Origin of the sequence: Kineococcus radiotolerans SRS30216 = ATCC BAA-149, assembly GCF_000017305.1 — a bacterium.
Lineage (GTDB): Bacteria > Actinomycetota > Actinomycetes > Actinomycetales > Kineococcaceae > Kineococcus > Kineococcus radiotolerans.
Map to the genome: position 1 here is coordinate 2,577,378 of NC_009664.2, position 17,876 is coordinate 2,595,253.

A 17,876-nucleotide genomic window follows, 5' to 3' on the forward strand; every position below is an offset into this window, starting at 1 on the left:
GGGTGCGGGTGGGGAGCGGGACGGGTGCGCGAGGACGGGGCGGGGACCGGGGGCGCGGCGCGGCGCCGGACCCCGGACCGGCGGTGGTTCGCGGTGCCGACCCTCGTCACCTCGGTCGTGATGTGGACGTGGCTGCAGTCCCGCTTCACCGGGTCCCTCGACGCGACCCTGCTGCTCGTCGAGGGCACCGGCGTCGTCGTGGGGATCGTGGCCGGGTTGTGGGCCCCCGGCGCCCGCAGCCGCCGGGCGTTGCGGCTGCTGACCGCGTTCGTGGCCCTGACCACCCTGGGCGACGCGTACTGGCTGCTCGTCGTCGACCCCACCGGGCTGAGCTACCTCGGCGGCGACGTCGAACCCGGCGTGACCGTCACCCTCTACGTCCTGCGCTACCTCGTCCTGGCGCTGCTGCTCGTCCACGCCGCCCCGCCGCTGCGCGAGCCCACCCGGCGCTGGGCGCCGGCCGCGTTCGGCGGTCGCGGAGTCCTCTCCCCGGCGCAGGCGCTGGCCTGCACCACCGCCCTGCTGCTGGTGACCACCCCGCTCGGGGGTGTCGTCGACGACGGGAAGTCCTACTCGCTGTTCTGCTTCTGCGACGTCGTCCTCGCCGCCGCGGCCCTCGCCCTGTGGCTGCAGGCCGCGGGCCGGGTGCGCCGCCCGCAGGCGCGGGAGATGCGCCTGCTGACCGGCACCGTCGCCGGCGTGATCGCCCTGGCCCTCGCGGACGCCGCCGTCGTGCTCAGCATGACGGGCGCGTCCGTGGCCGTGGGGCGGGCCGGCTTCACCTTCTCCGTCGGCGGCTTCCTCGTCCTGGTGTTCACCGCGCTGCGCACCCCGGAGGCGGGTCCGGCGGGGGGCTGCCTGCCCCCGCCGCCCCGCCGCACCCACCCGCACCTGGTGGTGGCGGCGCTCGTGGCCGTCCGGGTCGCCGCCCCCGCGGTGCTCCTCGCGGTGAGCACCGCCCAGCTCGTCGCGGGGGCCGCCGGGAGCCCCGGTGCCGTCGGGGCGCCCGCCGTGCGCGCCGCGTTCACCGGCGCTGCGCCCACCGGGTCCGGGCTCGGCCCGGCGACCCTGGGCACCGTGGTCGTCGCGGTGGCCCTGTCGCTGCTGCAGGCGGGCCGGCAGGTGGTGCACGCCCAGCGCGACGGGCGGCGGGCGGCGGCCGCGGAGCGCGACGAGCTCACCGGCGCCTACAGCCGGCGCGGTCTCACCGCCCACGTCCGGCGGCACCTGCCCGCCTCCCCCCGGGCCGGGTCCGGGGCGGGGTGGACCCTGGCCCTGCTGGACCTGGACGGCTTCAAGGCCGTCAACGACACCTTCGGCCACGACGCGGGCGACGAGGTCCTGCGCGCCGTGGTCCGGCGGTGCGCGCGCGTGGTGGCCGGGTGCGGTGTCGTCGCCCGCTTCGGCGGGGACGAGTTCGTCGTCCTGCTCGGCACCGGCGGCCCGGGGACGGCGGAGACGCGGGCGGTGCTGCGGCGGCTGGAGGACGAGGTCTCCGCGCCCCTGGAGCTCACCGGCGGCGTCACGGTCACCGTCGGGACGTCCGTGGGCGCGGCCGGCATCGACCCGGACGGGTGGGACGGGAACCTCTCGGCGGTGCTCAAGCGGGCCGACCTCGCGATGTACGACTGCAAGCGCCGCCGGGCGGCCGGGGCCGTCGACGGCGGCCGGGTCCCCCCGCCCGTCCCCCCGCCCGTCCCGGCGGTGCCGTCGCCGGGTGGGCCCCTGGTCGGACGGTCCCCGTGGCGAGGTCCACCCGTGGCCTGACGCCCCCCGCCCCTGCGTCCGGCAGGCTCCCTCGCGTGCTGCAGGACGTCGCGACGTGGACGACGGTGCTGGGCGCCGCGGGGTGCGCGGGGGCCGCGCTGTGGCGGGCGGTGCGTTCCCGCCCCCACCCCGCGACCCGGGTCCTGCTGCTGGCCGCCGCGGCCGTGGTGCTCGCCGGCGCGGTCGTCACGTCGCTGGACGGCGGCCCGCGCTGGCAGGTGGCGCCCCTGGCCGCGGCCGTCCTCCTCGCCCTCCCGGCCGGGGCCCGGAGCGCCCGGCGCGGCCGGCGCGGGCCGCGGGTCCTGCTGGGCGCCGCCGCGGTGCTCGCGGTGGGGGCGGGGTCGGTCGCGGTGCGGGCGTTCCCGCCCCTGCGCCTGCCCGTCCCCTCCGGCCCGCACCCGGTGGGGGTCGGCGAGATCGCCTGGGCGGGGCCGGCGACGGACTGCCCGGCGTCCGGTCTCCTCGCCCAGGTCTGGTACCCGGCGGCGGCCGCCGGGGGCGACCCCGGGCCCTACCTGGGCCGCGACCGCGACGAGGCCCGTCGGGTCTCGGCCGCCCTGGCCGACGCGTTCGGCGTCCCGCCGGTCCTGCTGCGGGAGGCCGCCGTCGGGCGCGGGCGCGCGGTGCCCGGGACCCCGGTGGCCGCGGGCCGGTTCCCCGTGGTCCTGTTCTCCCCCGGCAACCTCGGCGTCCGCCGGCAGAACTCCGCCTGGGCCACCGACCTGGCCAGCCGCGGCCGCGTCGTCGTCGCCCTGGACCACCCGTGCGACTCCGCCGTCGTGGTGGGGCCGGAGGGGGAGGCCGTGACCTCCACGGCCGGCGGCAGCGGGGACGACGCCCGGGACCAGGCCGACGCCGACCGCCGGGTGGGGGTCCGGGCGCAGCAGCTCCGGTCCGCCCTCGACGAGCTCGCCCGCCGCGACAGCGCGGACCGGCTCCTGGGCGGGCACCTCGACCTCGGGGCCGTCGCCGCGGCCGGGCACTCCCTCGGCGGGGCCGCCGCGCTGCGGGCCGCGGCGCAGGACGAGCGCGTCGACGCGGTCGTCGACCTCGACGGGTTCCCCCGCGGCGCGGACGGGCTCGACGTCCCGGTCCTCGTCCTGGTCGCGGGGCGGGGCACGGGCGACCCCGGCGCCGACGCCCGCTACGCCCGCGCCGTGGAGGCGGTGACGGCGGGATCCCCCGACGCCCGGGTCGTGGAGGTCGCGGGCGCCTCGCACCTGACGTTCACCGACGCGCCGCTGTTCCTGCCGCCGCTGCCGGGCCTGGTGGGCTCGCTCGGGCGGGAGGGGGCCGTCGCCGCGACGGCGCGCGCGACGGAGGAGTTCCTCGCCGACGTGCTCGGGCCGCGGTGACGGCCAGCGCGAGCGCGCCGCTCAGCCGAGCTCCTCGTCCACCCAGCACCAGCGCCACGCCTCGCCGGGTTCGGCGCTGACGATCGCCGGGTGCGCGGTCCCCGCGAAGTGCGCGCGGGAGTGGCGCAGCTCGGAGGAGTCGCAGCAGCCGGTGTGGCCGCAGGCCAGGCAGGTGCGCAGGTGGACCCAGGTCGCGCCCACGGCCACGCACTCGGCGCACTCGGTGGGGGGCCCGCCCCAGCGGGCGGTGGCGTCGTCGCGGGTGCCGGCGGTGCGCAGGTGGGCGCAGCCCCCGTCGCTCGCGCCGCCGAGGCGGCGGTCGGCCGCCAGCGGTTCGAGGTCGTCGAGGCGGTCCAGCAGCGCCTCCTCGAAGTCGACGTCGGCCAGCGCCCGCTGCAGCACCTCCGGTTCGGCGGTGCCGCGGTCGCGGGCCTCCACGACGACGGCGCGCTCGGCGGCGAGCATCTCCAGCCGCAGCCGCGTGTAGACCGCGGAGGGGGTCGAGACGTCGGCCTCGGGGCGGCCGAGGCGTTCCCAGGCCGCGTGCGAGCGGGACTTCGAGCGCTTCCGCAGCTGCCCCACCACGTGGCGGGGTTCGTCCCCGGTGAGCAGCTCGTCGAGGCGGCGGAGCCCGGCGGCGGAGGCGGCGTCACCGAGGGCGGCGGCCTGCAGCGCGTCCTGGGCGGGGTCGGGGGCCGGCAGCCCGACGCGGCGCACCACCCAGGGCAGGCTCAGGCCCTGGACGAGCAGGGTCCCCACGACGACGGCGAAGGCCGCGAGCAGGAGGACGTCGCGGCCGGGTACGTCCTCGGGGATGAGCTGCGCGGCGGCGAGGGTGACGACGCCGCGCATCCCGGCCCAGGACACCAGCACCGACACCGCGCCCGGCCACGCCTTGCGCCGCCAGGGCGGGACGGCGGTGAGGATGCCGGCGACGGCGAAGACGAAGGCGAAGCGCGCCGCGACGGTGGCGACGAGGACCCCCGCGCAGACCAGCAGGATCCGCCCCCCGCCGAACCCGCTGTCGGCGGCCCCGCGGACCAGCAGCGGGAACTGCAGGCCGATGAGCAGGAACACCGCGTTCTCCAGGAGGAACGCGACGGTGCGCCAGTTCAGCGCCTCCGCCACCCGCGACGCGGCCGTCTGCACCTTCGGGGAGACGTGCGCGAGGGCGAGGCCGGCGACGACGACGGAGAGGACCCCGGAGACGTGCAGCGCCTCGGCGGGCAGGAACGCCAGGTAGGGCGCGACGAAGGAGACGGCGGTGTCCAGGACGGGGTTGCGGATCCGGGTGCGCACCAGGGCCAGGACGGCCGCGACGACCCCGCCGATGAGGACCGCGCCGACCACGGCGAGGACGAACTCCCCGCCGATGTGCAGCGGGGAGAGCTCCGAGGTGAGGGCGGAGGTCGCCGCGGCGAGGGCGATGAGGGCGGTGGCGTCGTTGAGGAGGCTCTCCTCCTCCAGCAGCGTCGCCACCCGCCGGGGCAGCCCGAGGCGCTGGCCGATGGCGCTGGCGGCCACCGCGTCGGGCGGGGCGACGACGGCGCCCAGCGCCATGCACGCGGCCAGCGCCACCCCGGGCAGCAGCCAGGACGTCGTCCAGCCCACGACGAGGGTGGTGAAGACGACGAGCACCACCGATAGCAGGAGGGTCGCGGTCTTGTTGCGGTTGAAGTCGACGAGCGAGGCGCGCGCCGTCGTGGCGTAGAGCAGCGGGGGCAGCAGCCCGTTGAGGACGAGCTCGGGCCCGAGGCTGAACTCGGGGACCACCGGGACCAGCGAGACCGCCGCCCCCACCACGACGAGGACGAGGGGGGTCGGCCACCGGAGGCGGTCGCAGAGCGCCGACACCACGCACACCCCGACGGTCAGCGCCACCAGGGCGATCGCGATCTCCACGCCGGGAGACTAGGCGTTCGGGGGCCCCCGGGGACGTCAGGGACGCAGGACGGTGATCCCCGCCGTCGTCGCGGCGCCCACCTCGGCCAGCGCCCGCGGCCCGGCCTCCAGGGGCAGTTCCCGGGTGACGAGCCCGGCCAGCGGGAACCGGCCCGACCCGACGAGGGCGAGCAGGCGCGGGTAGTCGTGGGCGGCCATGCCGTGGCTGCCCAGGACCTGCAGCTCACCGGCGATGACGAGGTCCATCGGCACCAGCGGCGCCCCGGTCGCGGCGGGCAGCAACCCGATCTGCACGTGCCGCCCGCGCCGGCGCAGGGAGCGCACCGACGCCTCGCAGGTGGCGGGCAGGCCGACGGCGTCGATCGAGACGTGCGCCCCGCCTCCGGTGAGCTCGCGCACCGCGTCCACCGCGCCGTCGGCCGCGACGGCGTGCTCGGCCCCGAACGCGAGGGCGAGGTCCCGGGCGCCGGGGGAGGGGTCGACGGCGACGACCCGGGCTCCCGCGGCCGCGGCGATCGCGATCGCGGACAACCCGACCCCGCCGGCGCCGTGGACGGCGACGGACTCCCCGGCGCGCACGCGCGCGACGTCGGTCACGGCGCGGAACGCGGTCGCGACCCGGCAGCCCAGCGCCGCGGCGGCGGCGGAGGGGAACCCCTCGGGCAGGGCGACGAGGTTCACGTCGGCGTGGTCGAGGGCGACGAGCTCGGCGAAGGAGCCCCAGCCGGTGAACCCCGGCTGGGTCTGGCGGCGGCACACCTGCTGCTGCCCCGCCGCGCACTCCGGGCAGGTCCCGCACGCGGTGACGAACGGGGTCGTCACCCGGTCCCCGACGCGCCGGCCCCGCACGTCCGCACCCACCGCGACGACCGTGCCGGCGAGCTCGTGGCCGGGGACGTGCGGCAGGGTCACGTCGTCGTCGTGGCCCTGCCAGGCGTGCCAGTCGCTGCGGCACACCCCCGTCGCCTGGACGGCGACGACCACCCCGTGCGGGGCCGGGGCGGGGTCGGCGACGTCGGCGAGGCGGGGGGCCGCGCCGAACTCCTCGACGAGGACCGCGCGCACCGGGTCAGTCCGCGTCGAGCACGTCGACGAGTGCGGAGGCGTCGCCGGTGTAGTCGCCGGGGGTCATGAGCGACAACCGCGCCGCCTCGCCCTCGGGCAGGCCGAGGCCCGCGACGAACTCGCGCAGCTTCGCCTGGTCGACCTTGCGGCCGCGGGTGAGCTCCTTCAGGCGCTCGTAGGGTTCGGGCAGCCCGTGCACGCGCATCACCGACTGGACGGCCTCGCCGAGGACCTCCCAGTTCCCGTCGAGGTCGGCGGCGAGCGCGGCGGGGGCGGCGTCGAGACCGGCGAGACCGCGCTGGGCGTTCTCGATCGCCAGCAGGGAGTGCCCGAAGGCGACGCCGATGTTGCGCTGCATGGAGGAGTCGGTGAGGTCGCGCTGCAGGCGCGACGTCGTGAGGGTCTCCTCCAGCACGCGGAACAGCCCGCCGGACACCTCGAGGTTCGCCTCGGCGTTCTCGAACCGGATCGGGTTCACCTTGTGCGGCATCGTCGAGGACCCCACGGTGCCCTGCCCGCGGACCTGGGCGAAGTAGCCCAGCGAGATGTAGGTCCACACGTCGGTGCAGAGGTTGTGCAGCACCCGCCCGAAGCGGGAGACGTCGGCGTACAGCTCCGCCTGCCAGTCGTGGGACTCGATCTGCGTGGTCAGCGGGTTCCACGTCAGGCCCAGGCCGGTGACGAATTCCTCCGACACCGCCGGCCAGTCCGTCGTGGGCACGGCCGCCCGGTGCGCGGCGTAGGTGCCGGTGGCGCCGTTGAACTTGCCGAGGTACTCGGCGGCGGCGATCCGCTTGAGCTGGCGGCGCAGCCGGTGGGCGAGGACGGCGAGCTCCTTGCCCAGCGTCGTCGGGGTCGCGGGCTGGCCGTGGGTGCGCGAGAGCATCGGCAGGTCGCGCAGCTCCCGCGCCATCCGCGCCACGTCGTCGACGAGGCCGGTGGCCGCCGGCAGCCAGACCTCGCCCACGGCGTCGCGCACCATGAGGGCGTAGGAGAGGTTGTTGATGTCCTCGCTGGTGGCGAAGAGGTGGGTGAGCTCGGCGACGTCGGCCAGCGACGTGCCCTCCAGGCGGCGCTTGATCCAGTACTCGACGGCCTTCACGTCGTGGACGGTGACGCGCTCGATCTCGCCCAGCTCGGTGACCGCGTCGGCGTCGAAGCGCAGCGGCAGCTCCCGCAGGAACGCGATCTCCCCGTCCGTCAGGCGGCGCACGCCCGGGACGGCGTCGTGGGTGCCGAGGAAGACCAGCCACTCCACCTCGACGTGGATGCGGCGCCGGTTCAGCGCGGCCTCGGAGAGGTGCTCGGTCAGCGGGGCGACGGAGCGGCGGTAGCGGCCGTCGAGCGGGCCGAGCGCGGGCTCGCCCAGGCTGGCGGGGGTGGTCGCGGGCGTGGTGGCAACGGCCGAGTCGGTCACGGACCGAATGGTCCCACGGCCGCTGCCCCGGCCCCGTCGATCAGGCCTCCTCGACGGAGGACTCCTTGTGCGCGGCTTCCTTGCCGGACTTGTCGCTCTTCACGACGACCTGCGGGTCGTCCTCGGAGGCCCGGCGCGTCTTGCCGTACAGCTCGAAGTCCTCGGTCTTCTCCTCCACGACCTCGCCCTCGGTCCTGCCCTGGGGGGTCTTCCAGCTGACGTGATCGCCCTTGTCCATGCCTCCACCGTGCCGCCGGTCCGGCGCCCGCGCACGTCAGGGCAGGGGGGTGCGGCGCAGGACGGCCTCCCCGGCCCGGGCGGGGTCCAGCGGCACGGGGGAGCGCAGGACCCCCGGCCCCCGCGCGACGCGGCCGTCGGTGCGCGGGGTGCAGCGCAGCCCGCCGCGACCGCGCATCGCCTTCCACGCGCCGTCGGCGACGACCCGGTCCATCCACGCGCAGGGGTTGGCGGGGCGACCGCCGTGGAAGGTCACCGTCCCCGCCGCGGTGACGAGGTCGAAGTCGTGGCCGCGCAGCGGGTCCAGCTCCACCCCGCGGACGACGAGGTTGCGCCGGGCCAGCAGCGGGTCCGGCACGCCAGGCAGCCCGACGTCGCGGGCTACGGCCTCCCACGCCTCGACGGCCAGGAAGGTGACCGCGGCGTCCATGTGGGCGGCCTTGCCGAAGAACCGGTCCCCGCGGATCCCCTTGCCCGCCACGACCTCCACCTCGTCGAGGTCGTGGGTCGGCACGTCGGCCGCGCCCTCGCGCGGGCGCCCGAAGTAGGCGTGCGCGGGCGAGACGAGCAGGTGCAGGACCTCGACGGGGTGCTCGTGGACCACGGCCGCGTCCTCCCGCCCGGGCCTCACAGCGCCACCGCCGCGCGGGCCGCGGCGAGGGCCGGCGCCGCGTACGCGCCGCCGAAGAGGACGGTGTGGACGAGCAGCGGGTGCAGCTGGTGCAGCGGGACCCGCTCGCGCCGGCCGGGCGCGGTCCCGGCCGCCTCGGCGTAGGCGCCCAGCACCGTCTCCAGGTGCGGCAGCCCGAACAGCGCGAGCATCGCCAGGTCGGTCTCGGGGTGCCCGCCGTGGGCGGCGGGGTCGATCAGGACCGCGCCCGCGGCCGACCACAGCACGTTGCCCGACCACAGGTCCCCGTGCAGGCGCGCCGGGCGCTGCACCCCCGCGACCAGCGCGGGGTCCTCCGCCGCCAGCCGCTCGCACACCCGGTCCACGACGCGGGCGTCGCCGGCGTCGAGGGTCCCGGCGTCCACCGCGCGGCGCAGGTAGGGCCGCAGCCGGTGCTCGGCGTAGAACGCGCCCCAGGGGGTCGGCGCCGTCGTCATCGGCAGCGGCGCCGCCGCGATCCAGGCGTCCCCCTCCACCCCGGGCGGCGGGGCGCCGAAGCGGGGCGCCCCCGCGGCGTGGGTCGCGGCGAGGTGGCGCCCGAACGCCTCGGCGTCCGCCGCGGCCGGCCGCACCGGCTCCACCCGTTCCAGCACCAGGTGGTCGGGGGCGACCTCGAGGACGGGGCAGACCCGCACGCCCCCGGCCGCGGCCAGCCAGCGCAGTCCCGCCGCCTCGGCGGCCAGCGCCCCGGGCGGGGCGCCCGGCGCGCGCTTGACGAAGGTCGACGGCACGGCCCCATCGTCGCCGCGGTCCCCACAGCGGGCACGCCGGGGCCCGCCTCCACAGCCGGTCCCGCGCACCCGCCGCCGGGCCGGGCCGCCCGCCAGGGTTCCGGGGACCGCACCGGAGGAGGGGGAGGACCGGATGGACCTCGGACAGGGGCAGGCCGTGCTCGCACGGCGGACGGGTGACGTCGCGGGCCGGGTGCGCGCGGTGCAGCAGCAGCTCGCCGGCGTCGACGCGGCCGGGTGGACCGGGCTCGGCGCGGCCCGCTTCCGCGCCCACCTGGAGCGCGTCGCCCGGGAGGTCGGGGTCGTCGCCGCGGCCTGCGAGGAGGCCGCCGCGGCGCTGCGCGCCCACGCCCGCGCGGTCGAGGGGGCCGAGGCGTCCCTGCGCGCCGGGGCCGCGGCGGGCACCCCGTGAGCGACCGCCTCACCGTCGACGCCGGGACGGGCACCGGCGCGTTCGCCGTCGACCCGGCCGTCCTCGACGCCCTGGCCGCCCGGCTGGCCCGGCTGGCCGCCGACCTGGCCGGGACGACGGCCGACGTCCTCGCCGTCGCCGGCGACCCGGCGCTCGCGGCCGGGGCCGTCCTGGCCCCCGCGAGCGCCGCGGGGGTCGCGGCCTCCCTCGGCGCGCTGGTCCTGGGGCGCTCCACCCCCGCGGGGGCGGCGGCCGCGCTGGCCGCGCTCGCCGTGCGGGTGGAGTCCGCGGCGCTGCGCTACCGGGTGGGCGACGAGGTCGCCGACGCGGCGCTCGCCCTGGCCCGGCGGGCCGTGGCCGAGGCGGTGGTGCAGTTCGCCCCCGAGATCAGCGCGGGTGCCGCCGCCCTCGTGGGGGTGGACGTCCTGGTGCGGGTCCGGCTGGCCGAGCAGCGGGTGCTGGCCGGGGCCGTGGAGCAGGTGGTGACGACGGGACGCGTCGACCCCACCGCCCTGGGCCGCGACGCCCGCGCGCGGTTCGGGGCGGTCGACGACGAGGTCCGCGCCGACCTCGCCGGGGTGGGCCGGTTCGTGCTGGCCCACCCCGAGGTCGCCGAGCAGGTCGTGGCGGGCACCCCGCACCTGCTCGACGCGGTGGAGGAGCGCGCCCCGCTGCTCGGGGTCGCGGCCGGGGTGCTGGCCCCGGAGGCCACCGCCGCCGGCGGGGTGGCGGGGGTCGCGGGCACCCTCACCGCCCTCGGCGCGGTGTCCCCGCTGTTCCGCGAGACGGCGGTGCGCGTGCAGCCCCTGCCCGGGGCCCGGGCGACGCCGTCCCGGCCCCCGCGCGGGGTGGCCGAGGTCCTCGACGGGGTCGCCCACCAGTCCACCGGCTACGCGGGGCAGGCCTCCGTCGGCGGGCGCCTGGCCCCCGCCGGCACCCCGGGGCCCGGCGGGGTGCGGCTGGAGCGGATCACCGGGGCCGACGGCCGCGTCGCCTGGATCGTGGAGGTCCCCGGCACCCAGGACTGGACCCCGCTCCCCGCCGCGGGCGGGACCCCGATGGACCTCACGACGAACCTGCGGGCGGTGGCCGGGCAGCCCACCGCCACCGCCGACGCCGTCGTTCAGGCCATGCGCCGGGCCGGGGTCGGGGCCGGTGAGCCCGTCCTGATCGCCGGGCACAGCCAGGGCGGGCTGACCGCCGCGGCGCTGGCCGCCGACCCGGCCGTGCGGGCGGAGTTCGCCGTCACCCACGTCGTGACCGCCGGGTCGCCGATCGACGGGTTCGAGGTCCCGGCCACCGTGCGCGTGCTGTCCCTGGAGCACACCGGCGACCTCGTCCCCGCCCTGGACGGGGAGGCCGCCCGCGGTTCGCGGCACCGGGTCGTCGTCGCCCGCGACGTCACCGACGACCCCCGGTTCGCCGCCGACGTGGCGCGGGACCCGCTGACCGCCCACGAGTGGTCCTCCTACCTGCGCACGGCGCAGCTCGTGGACGCCTCCCCCGACCCGGCGCTGCGGGGGTTCCGGGACTCCGCGAGCGCCTTCCTCGACGCCCCCGGGGCCGCGGTGGAGGTGTTCGACTACCGGGCGGAGCGGGTCGAGGGGGCCGGGGGGGCCGGGGTGGTGGCCTCCGTACGCTGACGGGCATGACGACGACCCCCAGCACCCCTGCGGTCCCGCGGTTGCGGGCGAACATGGCCGGAGTCCCCGCCTACGTGGCGGGGAAGCCGGCGGTGGCCCGCGCGGGGCTGGAGGTCTTCAAGCTGTCCTCCAACGAGAACCCCTTCCCGCCGCTGCCGAGCGTGCTCACCGCGATCGCCCGGGCCGCGGCCACGGTCAACCGCTACCCCGACCCGACGGCGGGCGCGATGCTCGCCGCCGTCGCGACGCGGTGGGGGGTGGGCGTGGAGGACCTCGCGACGGCCACCGGCAGCGTCCGGCTGCTGGCGCAGCTGGCCGAGATCACCTGCGCCCCCGGCGACGAGGTCGTCTACGCGTGGCGGGCCTTCGAGGCGTACCCGATCACCGCGGCGATCGCGGACGCGACGGCGGTGGAGGTCCCGCTCACCGCCGACGCGCGCCACGACCTGCCCGCGATGCTCGCCGCGATCACCGAGCGGACCCGGCTGGTCATCCTGTGCTCGCCGAACAACCCGACCGGCCCGGCCCTGCGCCGGGCTGAGCTCGAGCGGTTCCTGGCCGCGGTGCCGCGGGACGTGCTGGTCGTCCTGGACGAGGCCTACCGGGAGTTCGTCGACGACCCCGAGGTGCCCGACGGGGTGGAGCTGTGGCGCGAGCACCCGAACCTGGTCGTGCTGCGGACCTTCTCCAAGGCGTACGGGCTGGCGGGCCTGCGGGTGGGGGTGGCGCTGGCCCACCCCGAGGTCGCCTCGACCCTGCGCCGGTCCGCGACGCCGTTCGGCGTCTCGGCCATCGCCCAGGCCGCGGTCGTGGCCTCGTTGCAGACCGCCGCCGAGGCGGAGCTGCTGGAGCGCGTCGCGACGCTGGTGGCGGAGCGCAACCGGGTGGTGGCGGGGCTGCGCGAGCAGGGCTGGGACGTGCCGGACGCGCAGGGCAACTTCCTGTGGCTGCCGGTGGGGGAGCGCGCGGTGGAGCTCGCCGGGGCGTTCGGCGCGGAGGGGCTGGCCGTGCGCCCGTTCGCCGGTGCCGGGATCCGGGTCACCGTCGCCGAGACCGCCGCCAACGACCGTCTCCTGCGGGTCGCCGCGACCCTGCTGGCGCCGGGTCAGCGCGCGGGGGCCGACGTCTCGTCGTAGACGAAGATCTCCTCGATGGGGCGCTCGAGCAGCCTCGCCAGCCGGAAGGCCAGCGGCAGGCTGGGGTCGTAGCGGCCGGTCTCCAGGGCGTTCACGGTCTGCCGGGACACGTCGAGCAGGTCGGCCAGGGCGGCCTGGGTCCAGCCGCGCTCGGTGCGCAGGGCCCGGATGCGGTTGTCCACGGGGGACCTCAGCGCCGCGCGGTGACGGCGGCGGCCACGATCCAGCTCAGCATGCCCGCGGCGAACAGCAGCCACGGCAGCAGCTGCGCCGGCAGCGGCAGGCCGGCGATCGTCAGCATCCCGAGCAGCACGCAGGCGAGCATGGTCGCCGCGAACGAGACCGCGAGGGCGCCCAGCTGCAGGAGGCGGGCGTACTCGTCGGAGCGGCGGATCCCGCGGGCGACGGCGCGCACGAGCAGCGCGGCGGGCAGGACGGGCAGCAGGGCCCACGCGTAGCGCCAGGGGCCGTCCCCGTCCAGGTCGCCCCACACGCCCACGGCCACGACGGCGACGACGTAGCCGGCGATGGCGGGGAAGAAGTCGCGGGCGTAGGCGCGGGTCCGGGCGCGGTCGCCGGCGCTGGACCGCGGCGAGCCGGTGGTGTCAAGGTCGCTTGTCATGACTCGAGAGTGGCGGGCCCGGGCGCTCGTGTCAAGGGTGCTTGACGTGGATCCGTGGGCCCCAGGTGTGGCGTTCCTCCCTACGCCGTCGTAACGTACGCTCCCGTAACGTACGGAACCGTAGGTTGGCGCTGGTCGCCGTGACCGCGGCCCCGCACCCGAGACTCCGGAGGAACCCACGTGACCGACGCAGCGGTCGGCCCGGACCGGGCCGGTGAGCGCCAAGGGGCGCAGCAGGGCGACATGGTGCAGCTGCTCGGGCCGGACGGCGTGCGCCGCACCCACCCCGAGCACGAGGTCGACCTCGAACCCGAGGAGCTGCTCGCGCTGCTGCGCGACATGGTCCTGCTGCGCCGCCTCGACGCCGAGGGCGAGGCCCTCCAGCGCCAGGGCCAGCTCGGGCTGTGGCCCGGCAGCCGCGGGCAGGAGGCCGCCCAGGTCGGCTCCGCCACGGCGTGCCGCCGCCAGGACCAGGTCTTCCCCAGCTACCGCGACCACGGCGCCGTGCTCGGGCGCGGCATCGACCCCGTCGACATCCTCAGCATCTTCCGCGGGGTCGACCACGGCGGCTGGGACCCGGCCGAGCAGCGCGTCCACCCCTACACCCTCGTCATCGCCGCGCAGATGCTGCCGGCCGTCGGCTACGGCATGGCCGTCCAGCGCGACGGGGCCGTCGGCACCGGCGACCCCGAGCGCGACACCGCCGTCATCACCTACTTCGGCGACGGGGCGACCTCGCAGGGCGAGGCCGCCGAGGCCCTGAACTGGGCCGCGGTCTTCCAGGCCCCCGTCGTCTTCCTCTGCCAGAACAACCAGTGGGCCATCTCCGAGCCGGTCTCGCGGCAGTCGCCCGTCCCGCTGCACAAGCGGGCCGAGGGGGCCGGGATGCCCGGGGTCCTCGTCGACGGCAACGACGTCCTCGCCGTCCTCGCCGTCACCCGCGCCGCCCTGGAACGGGCCCGCAGCGGCGGCGGCCCGACCTTCGTCGAGGCCTTCACCTACCGCATGGGCGCGCACACCACCGCCGACGACCCCACCCGCTACCGCCTCTCCGCCGAGACCGAGGCCTGGCGGGAGAAGGACCCGATCGACCGGTTCCGCACCTACCTGCGCGCCGAGGGGATCCTCGACGACGAGTACGAGGCCGCGCTGGCCGCCGAGGCCGACGAGTTCGCCGCCCGGCTGCGCGCGGGCGTCATCGCCCTGCCCGACCCGCAGCCGGTGTCGATGTTCGACCACGCCTACGCCGAACCGCACCCGCAGGTCCTCGCCGAGCGCGACGAGTTCCTCGCGGCCTGGGAGCAGCACGAGCGTGAGGTCCACGCGGAGGAACTGGTCGGAGGGGCGTCCTGATGGTGACCATGGCGATCGGCAAGGCCATCAACGCGGGGTTGCGCGCGGCGATGGACCGCGACCCCCGGGTGCTGCTCATGGGGGAGGACATCGGCGCTCTCGGCGGGGTCTTCCGGGTGACCGACGGCCTGCAGAAGGACTTCGGCGAGGACCGCGTCATCGACACCCCGCTGGCCGAGGCCGGCATCGTCGGCACCGCGATCGGGATGGCGCTGCGCGGGTACCGCCCCGTCTGCGAGATCCAGTTCAACGGGTTCGTGTTCCCCGCCTTCAACCAGATCACCACCCAGCTCGCCAAGCTGCGGGCGCGCTCGCGCGGGCGGCTGTCGGTGCCCGTCGTCCTGCGCATCCCCAGCGGCGGCGGCATCGGCTCGGTGGAGCACCACTCCGAGAGCCCCGAGGTGCTGTTCGCCCACACCGCCGGCCTGCGGGTCGTCATGCCGAGCTCCGCGCACGACGCGTACTGGATGGTCCAGCAGTCCATCGCCTCCGCCGACCCGGTCGTGTTCCTCGAACCCGAGCGCCGGTACTGGGAGAAGAGCGAGGTCGACGTCGACCTCGGGCCCGGTCAGGTCACCCCGCTGCACCGGGCGCGGGTCCTGCGCCCCGGCACCGACGCGACGCTCGTCTGCTACGGCCCGACGGTCAAGCTGGCCCTCGACGCGGCCGTGGCGGCCGCCGCGGACGGCACCGACCTCGAGGTCGTCGACCTGCGCTCGATCTCGCCCCTCGACGTCGACACCGTCGCGGAGTCGGTGCGCCGCACCGGCCGCCTCGTCGTCGTGACCGAGGCCCCGGTGTTCCACGGACCCGGTGCGGAACTGGCCGCGCGGATCCAGGAGTCCTGCTTCTACTCCCTCGAGGCGCCGGTCAAGCGCGTGGGCGGGTACCACCTGCCCTACCCGGTGGCGCGGGTGGAGGAGCACTACCTCCCCACGGTCGACCGCGTCCTGGACGCCGTCGAGCAGACGCTCTCCGCCTGAGACCGCAGAACCCCCGAGACCCCCGAAGGACCCCGTTGAACCAGCGGTTCGCCCTGCCCGACGTCGGTGAAGGACTCACCGAGGCCGAGATCGTCACCTGGAAGGTCAAGCCCGGGGACACCGTCGCCCTCAACGACGTCCTCCTGGAGATCGAGACCGCCAAGTCCCTGGTCGAGCTGCCCAGCCCCTACGCCGGGGTCGTCGCGGAACTCCTCGTCGCCGAGGGGGACACCGTCGAGGTCGGGACCGACATCGTCGTCGTCGACGACGGCTCGGGCGCCGCCGCGGGACCCGCGGACCCCGAGCCCGCCGCCGAGCCCGCCTCCGAACCCGCCGAACCGGCCGACGAACCCGCTGAGCCCGCGGCCGTCGCCGAGGCGAGCCCGCAGCCGGCCCCGGACGGGGGGTCGGGGGCGACGCTGGTCGGCTACGGCTCCCGCGAGGTCGCCCCCCGCCGCCGCGGGGCCCGCACGACCCGCGAACCCGCCCCCGCGCCCGGACCCGCCCCCGGGGCGCCGGCCGCGCACGTCCTGGCCAAACCCCCCGTCCGCAAGCTGGCCCGCGACCTCGGGGTGGACCTCGCCCGGGCCGTGCCCACCGGCCCCGGCGGCACGGTGACCCGCGCCGACGTCCTCGCCCTGGTGCCCGCCGCCCCGGCCGAACCCCCGCGCCGCGTCGAGCAGCACGCCCGCGAGCGGCACGTCCCCATCCGCGGCATCCGCAAGGCGACCGCGGCCGCGATGGTCGAGAGCGCCTTCTCCGCCCCGCACGTCACGGTGTTCACCACCGTCGACGCCACCCGCACCATGAAGCTCGTGCAGCGGCTCAAGACCGATCCCGAGTTCGCCGGGATCAAGGTCTCCCCGCTGCTGCTGGTGGCGAAGGCGCTGCTCGTCGCGGTGCGGCGCAACCCCGACATCAACGCGACCTGGGACGAGGAGAACCAGGTCATCGTCGTGAAGAACTACGTCAACCTCGGGATCGCGGTCGCGACCCCGCGCGGGCTGCTCGTCCCGAACGTCAAGGACGCCGACGAGATGACGCTGAAGGACCTCGCGGTCCACCTGAACTCCGTCGCCGGCACCGCGCGCGAGGGCCGGGCCGCGCCGCGCGACCTCGCCGGGGGGACCATCACCATCAGCAACGTCGGGACGTTCGGCATCGATACCGGGACCCCGATCCTCAACCCGGGCGAGGCGGCGATCCTCGCCGTGGGGAAGATCGCGCAGCGGCCGTGGGTGCACAAGGGCAAGATCAAGCCCCGCTACCTGGCGACCCTGGGCCTCTCCTTCGACCACCGCATGCTGGACGGCGAGAGCGGTTCGCGGGCGCTGGCCGACGTTGCCGCCGTCCTGGAGGACCCGGCGCGCGCCCTCACCTGGAGCTGACGACGCAGGGTGAGGTCTTCTCACCGGGTGTTGAGAGGACTACCTTCTGCGGTCAAGGAGCCTGTGAGGTTCCCGTGACCTGGGAGAGTGCAATGGCGCCAAGACTCCGTTCCACAGCAGTGCTGGTTGTCGCCGCGGCGGCCAGTGTGATTCTCGCCGCACCTGCAAGTGCAGCTCCACCGACGAACCCTGTGACCGTCGTCGCGTCCGGTCTCGACGGCCCCACCGGCCTCAGCAGTTGGAACGGGCGGGTCGTGGTGGCCGAGACCGTCACAGGGCGCATCGCCACCGGGGCGCCAGTGAGCTCGAAGAAGTTGACCACGGCGCGTCGGGGCTTCGCCGCTCCCACGGGTGTGGACCGCAAGTACGACACCTACTACGTGGTGACGGGCGAGGCCGCCGAGGGAGCTCCTCTGGAAGGTACATCCACCCTCTACACAGTCAGGCGCGCCACGATCCGTCAACCGATCGACCTGCGTGCCTATGAGCTCGCGAACAACCCTGACGGTCAGGTGCAGTTCGACGCGGACGGCGTCCCCTACGACGCGTTGAGCAACCCCTACAGCGTCTTGGCGGGCCGTGGCTTCGACGAACGGGTCTTCGTCGCGGACGCCGGAGCCAACGACGTCCTGGTCGTGGACCAGAACGGGAAGGTCAGCACCTTCTTCGTGCCGCCGCTCGTCACCACCGGAGCGTGTGCGGGCGTGGAGAACGACAACCCTGGCGTCACGGGTTGCGATCCGGTACCCACTGGTCTGGCCTGGGGCCCCGACGGCAACCTGTACGTGTCGACCCTTTCGGCTTTCGCGCCGGGGGAAGGTCGTGTCTACGTCCTCGATCCCTTCGGGGGGACGGTCCTGGGGGTCATCTCCGGGTTCACCGCTCCGACCGGTGTCGCGGTCGGAGCCGACGGGTCGGTGTACGTCTCGGAGGCTCTCGAGGGGGCCCCGGCGGGCGAGGGTCCGCCGACGACGGACCTCGACCCCGCCACCATCGGACAGGTCCTCAGAGTCGACCGGCAGGGTCGCAGGACCGCTGCCCAGGTCACGATGCCGCTCGACCTCGAAGTGGTGGACGGGCAGTTGTACTCCACGGCGTGGAGCTTGGCTGCCCAGTTCGGTCTGAGGAACCGGGGCGAGATCGTTCGCATCGACGCCGCAGCGTTCCGTCCTCTCTGAGAGATCTGCTGCGGTCC

Annotated in this window: 17 protein-coding genes; 9 read left to right on the plus strand and 8 right to left on the minus strand. The window is 76.5% G+C overall.

Translation table 11 applies throughout. The features are described from left to right. Nucleotides 1–24 precede the first annotated feature (24 nt). Nucleotides 25–1,767 (plus strand): GGDEF domain-containing protein, encoded by a 1,743-nt coding sequence (locus tag KRAD_RS24370; protein ID WP_012085941.1) that lies wholly within the window; start codon nucleotides 25–27, stop codon nucleotides 1,765–1,767. Nucleotides 1,768–1,802: 35 nt separating this feature from the next. Further along, a complete protein-coding gene (locus tag KRAD_RS12325; protein WP_049821186.1) occupies nucleotides 1,803–3,122 on the plus strand; it encodes an alpha/beta hydrolase family protein in 1,320 nt (439 codons plus the stop codon). A 21-nt stretch (nucleotides 3,123–3,143) separates the two neighbouring features. Here KRAD_RS12325 and KRAD_RS12330 read toward each other — a convergent pair whose 3' ends face one another. From KRAD_RS12330 to KRAD_RS12355, 6 genes are read right to left on the minus strand one after another with little or no spacing between them, the layout of a single operon-like run. Then, entirely contained in the window at nucleotides 3,144–5,024 is a 1,881-nt protein-coding gene (locus tag KRAD_RS12330; protein ID WP_012085943.1) for a cation:proton antiporter domain-containing protein, read from the minus strand. Between the two features lie 36 nt (nucleotides 5,025–5,060). After that, on the minus strand, nucleotides 5,061–6,089 hold the full coding sequence (locus KRAD_RS12335) for a zinc-binding dehydrogenase (protein ID WP_012085944.1): 1,029 nt from the start codon (nucleotides 6,087–6,089) through the stop codon (nucleotides 5,061–5,063). A 4-nt stretch (nucleotides 6,090–6,093) separates the two neighbouring features. Next, on the minus strand, nucleotides 6,094–7,506 hold the full coding sequence (gene purB, locus KRAD_RS12340) for an adenylosuccinate lyase (RefSeq protein ID WP_012085945.1): 1,413 nt from the start codon (nucleotides 7,504–7,506) through the stop codon (nucleotides 6,094–6,096). A 40-nt stretch (nucleotides 7,507–7,546) separates the two neighbouring features. Further along, a complete protein-coding gene (locus KRAD_RS12345; RefSeq protein WP_012085946.1) occupies nucleotides 7,547–7,744 on the minus strand; it encodes a hypervirulence associated TUDOR domain-containing protein in 198 nt (65 codons plus the stop codon). A 36-nt stretch (nucleotides 7,745–7,780) separates the two neighbouring features. Next, complete coding sequence (locus KRAD_RS12350; RefSeq protein WP_041292063.1) at nucleotides 7,781–8,347, minus strand: molybdenum cofactor biosysynthesis protein; 567 nt, start codon at nucleotides 8,345–8,347, stop codon at nucleotides 7,781–7,783. Between the two features lie 23 nt (nucleotides 8,348–8,370). Continuing rightward, entirely contained in the window at nucleotides 8,371–9,213 is an 843-nt protein-coding gene (locus KRAD_RS12355) for a fructosamine kinase family protein (protein WP_012085948.1), read from the minus strand. A gap of 64 nt (nucleotides 9,214–9,277) precedes the next feature. On the opposite strand from KRAD_RS12355, the gene KRAD_RS12360 reads away from it, so the two are divergent. Genes KRAD_RS12360 through hisC form a run of 3 tightly spaced genes read left to right on the plus strand, consistent with a single transcriptional unit; the run spans nucleotide 9,278 to nucleotide 12,335 of the window. Next, complete coding sequence (locus KRAD_RS12360; RefSeq protein ID WP_041292064.1) at nucleotides 9,278–9,556, plus strand: WXG100 family type VII secretion target; 279 nt, start codon at nucleotides 9,278–9,280, stop codon at nucleotides 9,554–9,556. Further along, the gene (locus KRAD_RS12365) at nucleotides 9,553–11,199 is read left to right on the plus strand and encodes a hypothetical protein (protein ID WP_012085949.1); all 1,647 of its coding nucleotides are present in this window, start codon (nucleotides 9,553–9,555) and stop codon (nucleotides 11,197–11,199) included. The genes KRAD_RS12360 and KRAD_RS12365 overlap by 4 nt, the downstream gene beginning before the upstream one ends. A gap of 5 nt (nucleotides 11,200–11,204) precedes the next feature. After that, entirely contained in the window at nucleotides 11,205–12,335 is a 1,131-nt protein-coding gene (gene hisC, locus KRAD_RS12370) for a histidinol-phosphate transaminase (RefSeq protein ID WP_012085950.1), read from the plus strand. On the opposite strand, the gene KRAD_RS12375 is transcribed toward hisC, so the two are convergent. After that, entirely contained in the window at nucleotides 12,305–12,517 is a 213-nt protein-coding gene (locus KRAD_RS12375) for a helix-turn-helix transcriptional regulator (RefSeq protein ID WP_012085951.1), read from the minus strand. The two genes, hisC and KRAD_RS12375, sit on opposite strands and share 31 nt — an antisense overlap. A gap of 8 nt (nucleotides 12,518–12,525) precedes the next feature. Then, the gene (locus KRAD_RS24375; RefSeq protein WP_012085952.1) at nucleotides 12,526–12,957 is read right to left on the minus strand and encodes a hypothetical protein; all 432 of its coding nucleotides are present in this window, start codon (nucleotides 12,955–12,957) and stop codon (nucleotides 12,526–12,528) included. 180 nt (nucleotides 12,958–13,137) lie between these two features. On the opposite strand from KRAD_RS24375, the gene pdhA reads away from it, so the two are divergent. From pdhA to KRAD_RS12400, 4 genes are all read left to right on the plus strand, one after another. Continuing rightward, nucleotides 13,138–14,310: a pyruvate dehydrogenase (acetyl-transferring) E1 component subunit alpha gene (pdhA, locus tag KRAD_RS12385; protein ID WP_012085953.1), complete on the plus strand. Its 1,173-nt coding sequence runs from the start codon at nucleotides 13,138–13,140 to the stop codon at nucleotides 14,308–14,310. Beyond that, the gene (locus KRAD_RS12390; RefSeq protein ID WP_012085954.1) at nucleotides 14,310–15,293 is read left to right on the plus strand and encodes an alpha-ketoacid dehydrogenase subunit beta; all 984 of its coding nucleotides are present in this window, start codon (nucleotides 14,310–14,312) and stop codon (nucleotides 15,291–15,293) included. Before pdhA ends, KRAD_RS12390 begins: the two co-directional genes overlap by 1 nt. 35 nt (nucleotides 15,294–15,328) lie before the next feature. Next, nucleotides 15,329–16,681, plus strand: a complete 1,353-nt coding sequence (locus KRAD_RS12395) for a dihydrolipoamide acetyltransferase family protein (protein ID WP_012085955.1) — start codon at nucleotides 15,329–15,331, stop codon at nucleotides 16,679–16,681. A gap of 191 nt (nucleotides 16,682–16,872) precedes the next feature. Continuing rightward, a complete protein-coding gene (locus tag KRAD_RS12400) occupies nucleotides 16,873–17,859 on the plus strand; it encodes a ScyD/ScyE family protein (protein WP_041292065.1) in 987 nt (328 codons plus the stop codon). Nucleotides 17,860–17,876 lie beyond the last annotated feature (17 nt).

Coding starts and splice junctions, on each gene's coding strand:
- KRAD_RS12360 (WP_041292064.1), top strand. CDS start 9,278: ATGGACCTCGGACAGGGGCAGGCCGTGCTCGCACGGCGGACGGGTGAC.
- hisC (WP_012085950.1), top strand. CDS start 11,205: ATGACGACGACCCCCAGCACCCCTGCGGTCCCGCGGTTGCGGGCGAAC.
- KRAD_RS24375 (WP_012085952.1), bottom strand. CDS start 12,957: ATGACAAGCGACCTTGACACCACCGGCTCGCCGCGGTCCAGCGCCGGC.
- KRAD_RS12390 (WP_012085954.1), top strand. CDS start 14,310: ATGGTGACCATGGCGATCGGCAAGGCCATCAACGCGGGGTTGCGCGCG.
- KRAD_RS12345 (WP_012085946.1), bottom strand. CDS start 7,744: ATGGACAAGGGCGATCACGTCAGCTGGAAGACCCCCCAGGGCAGGACC.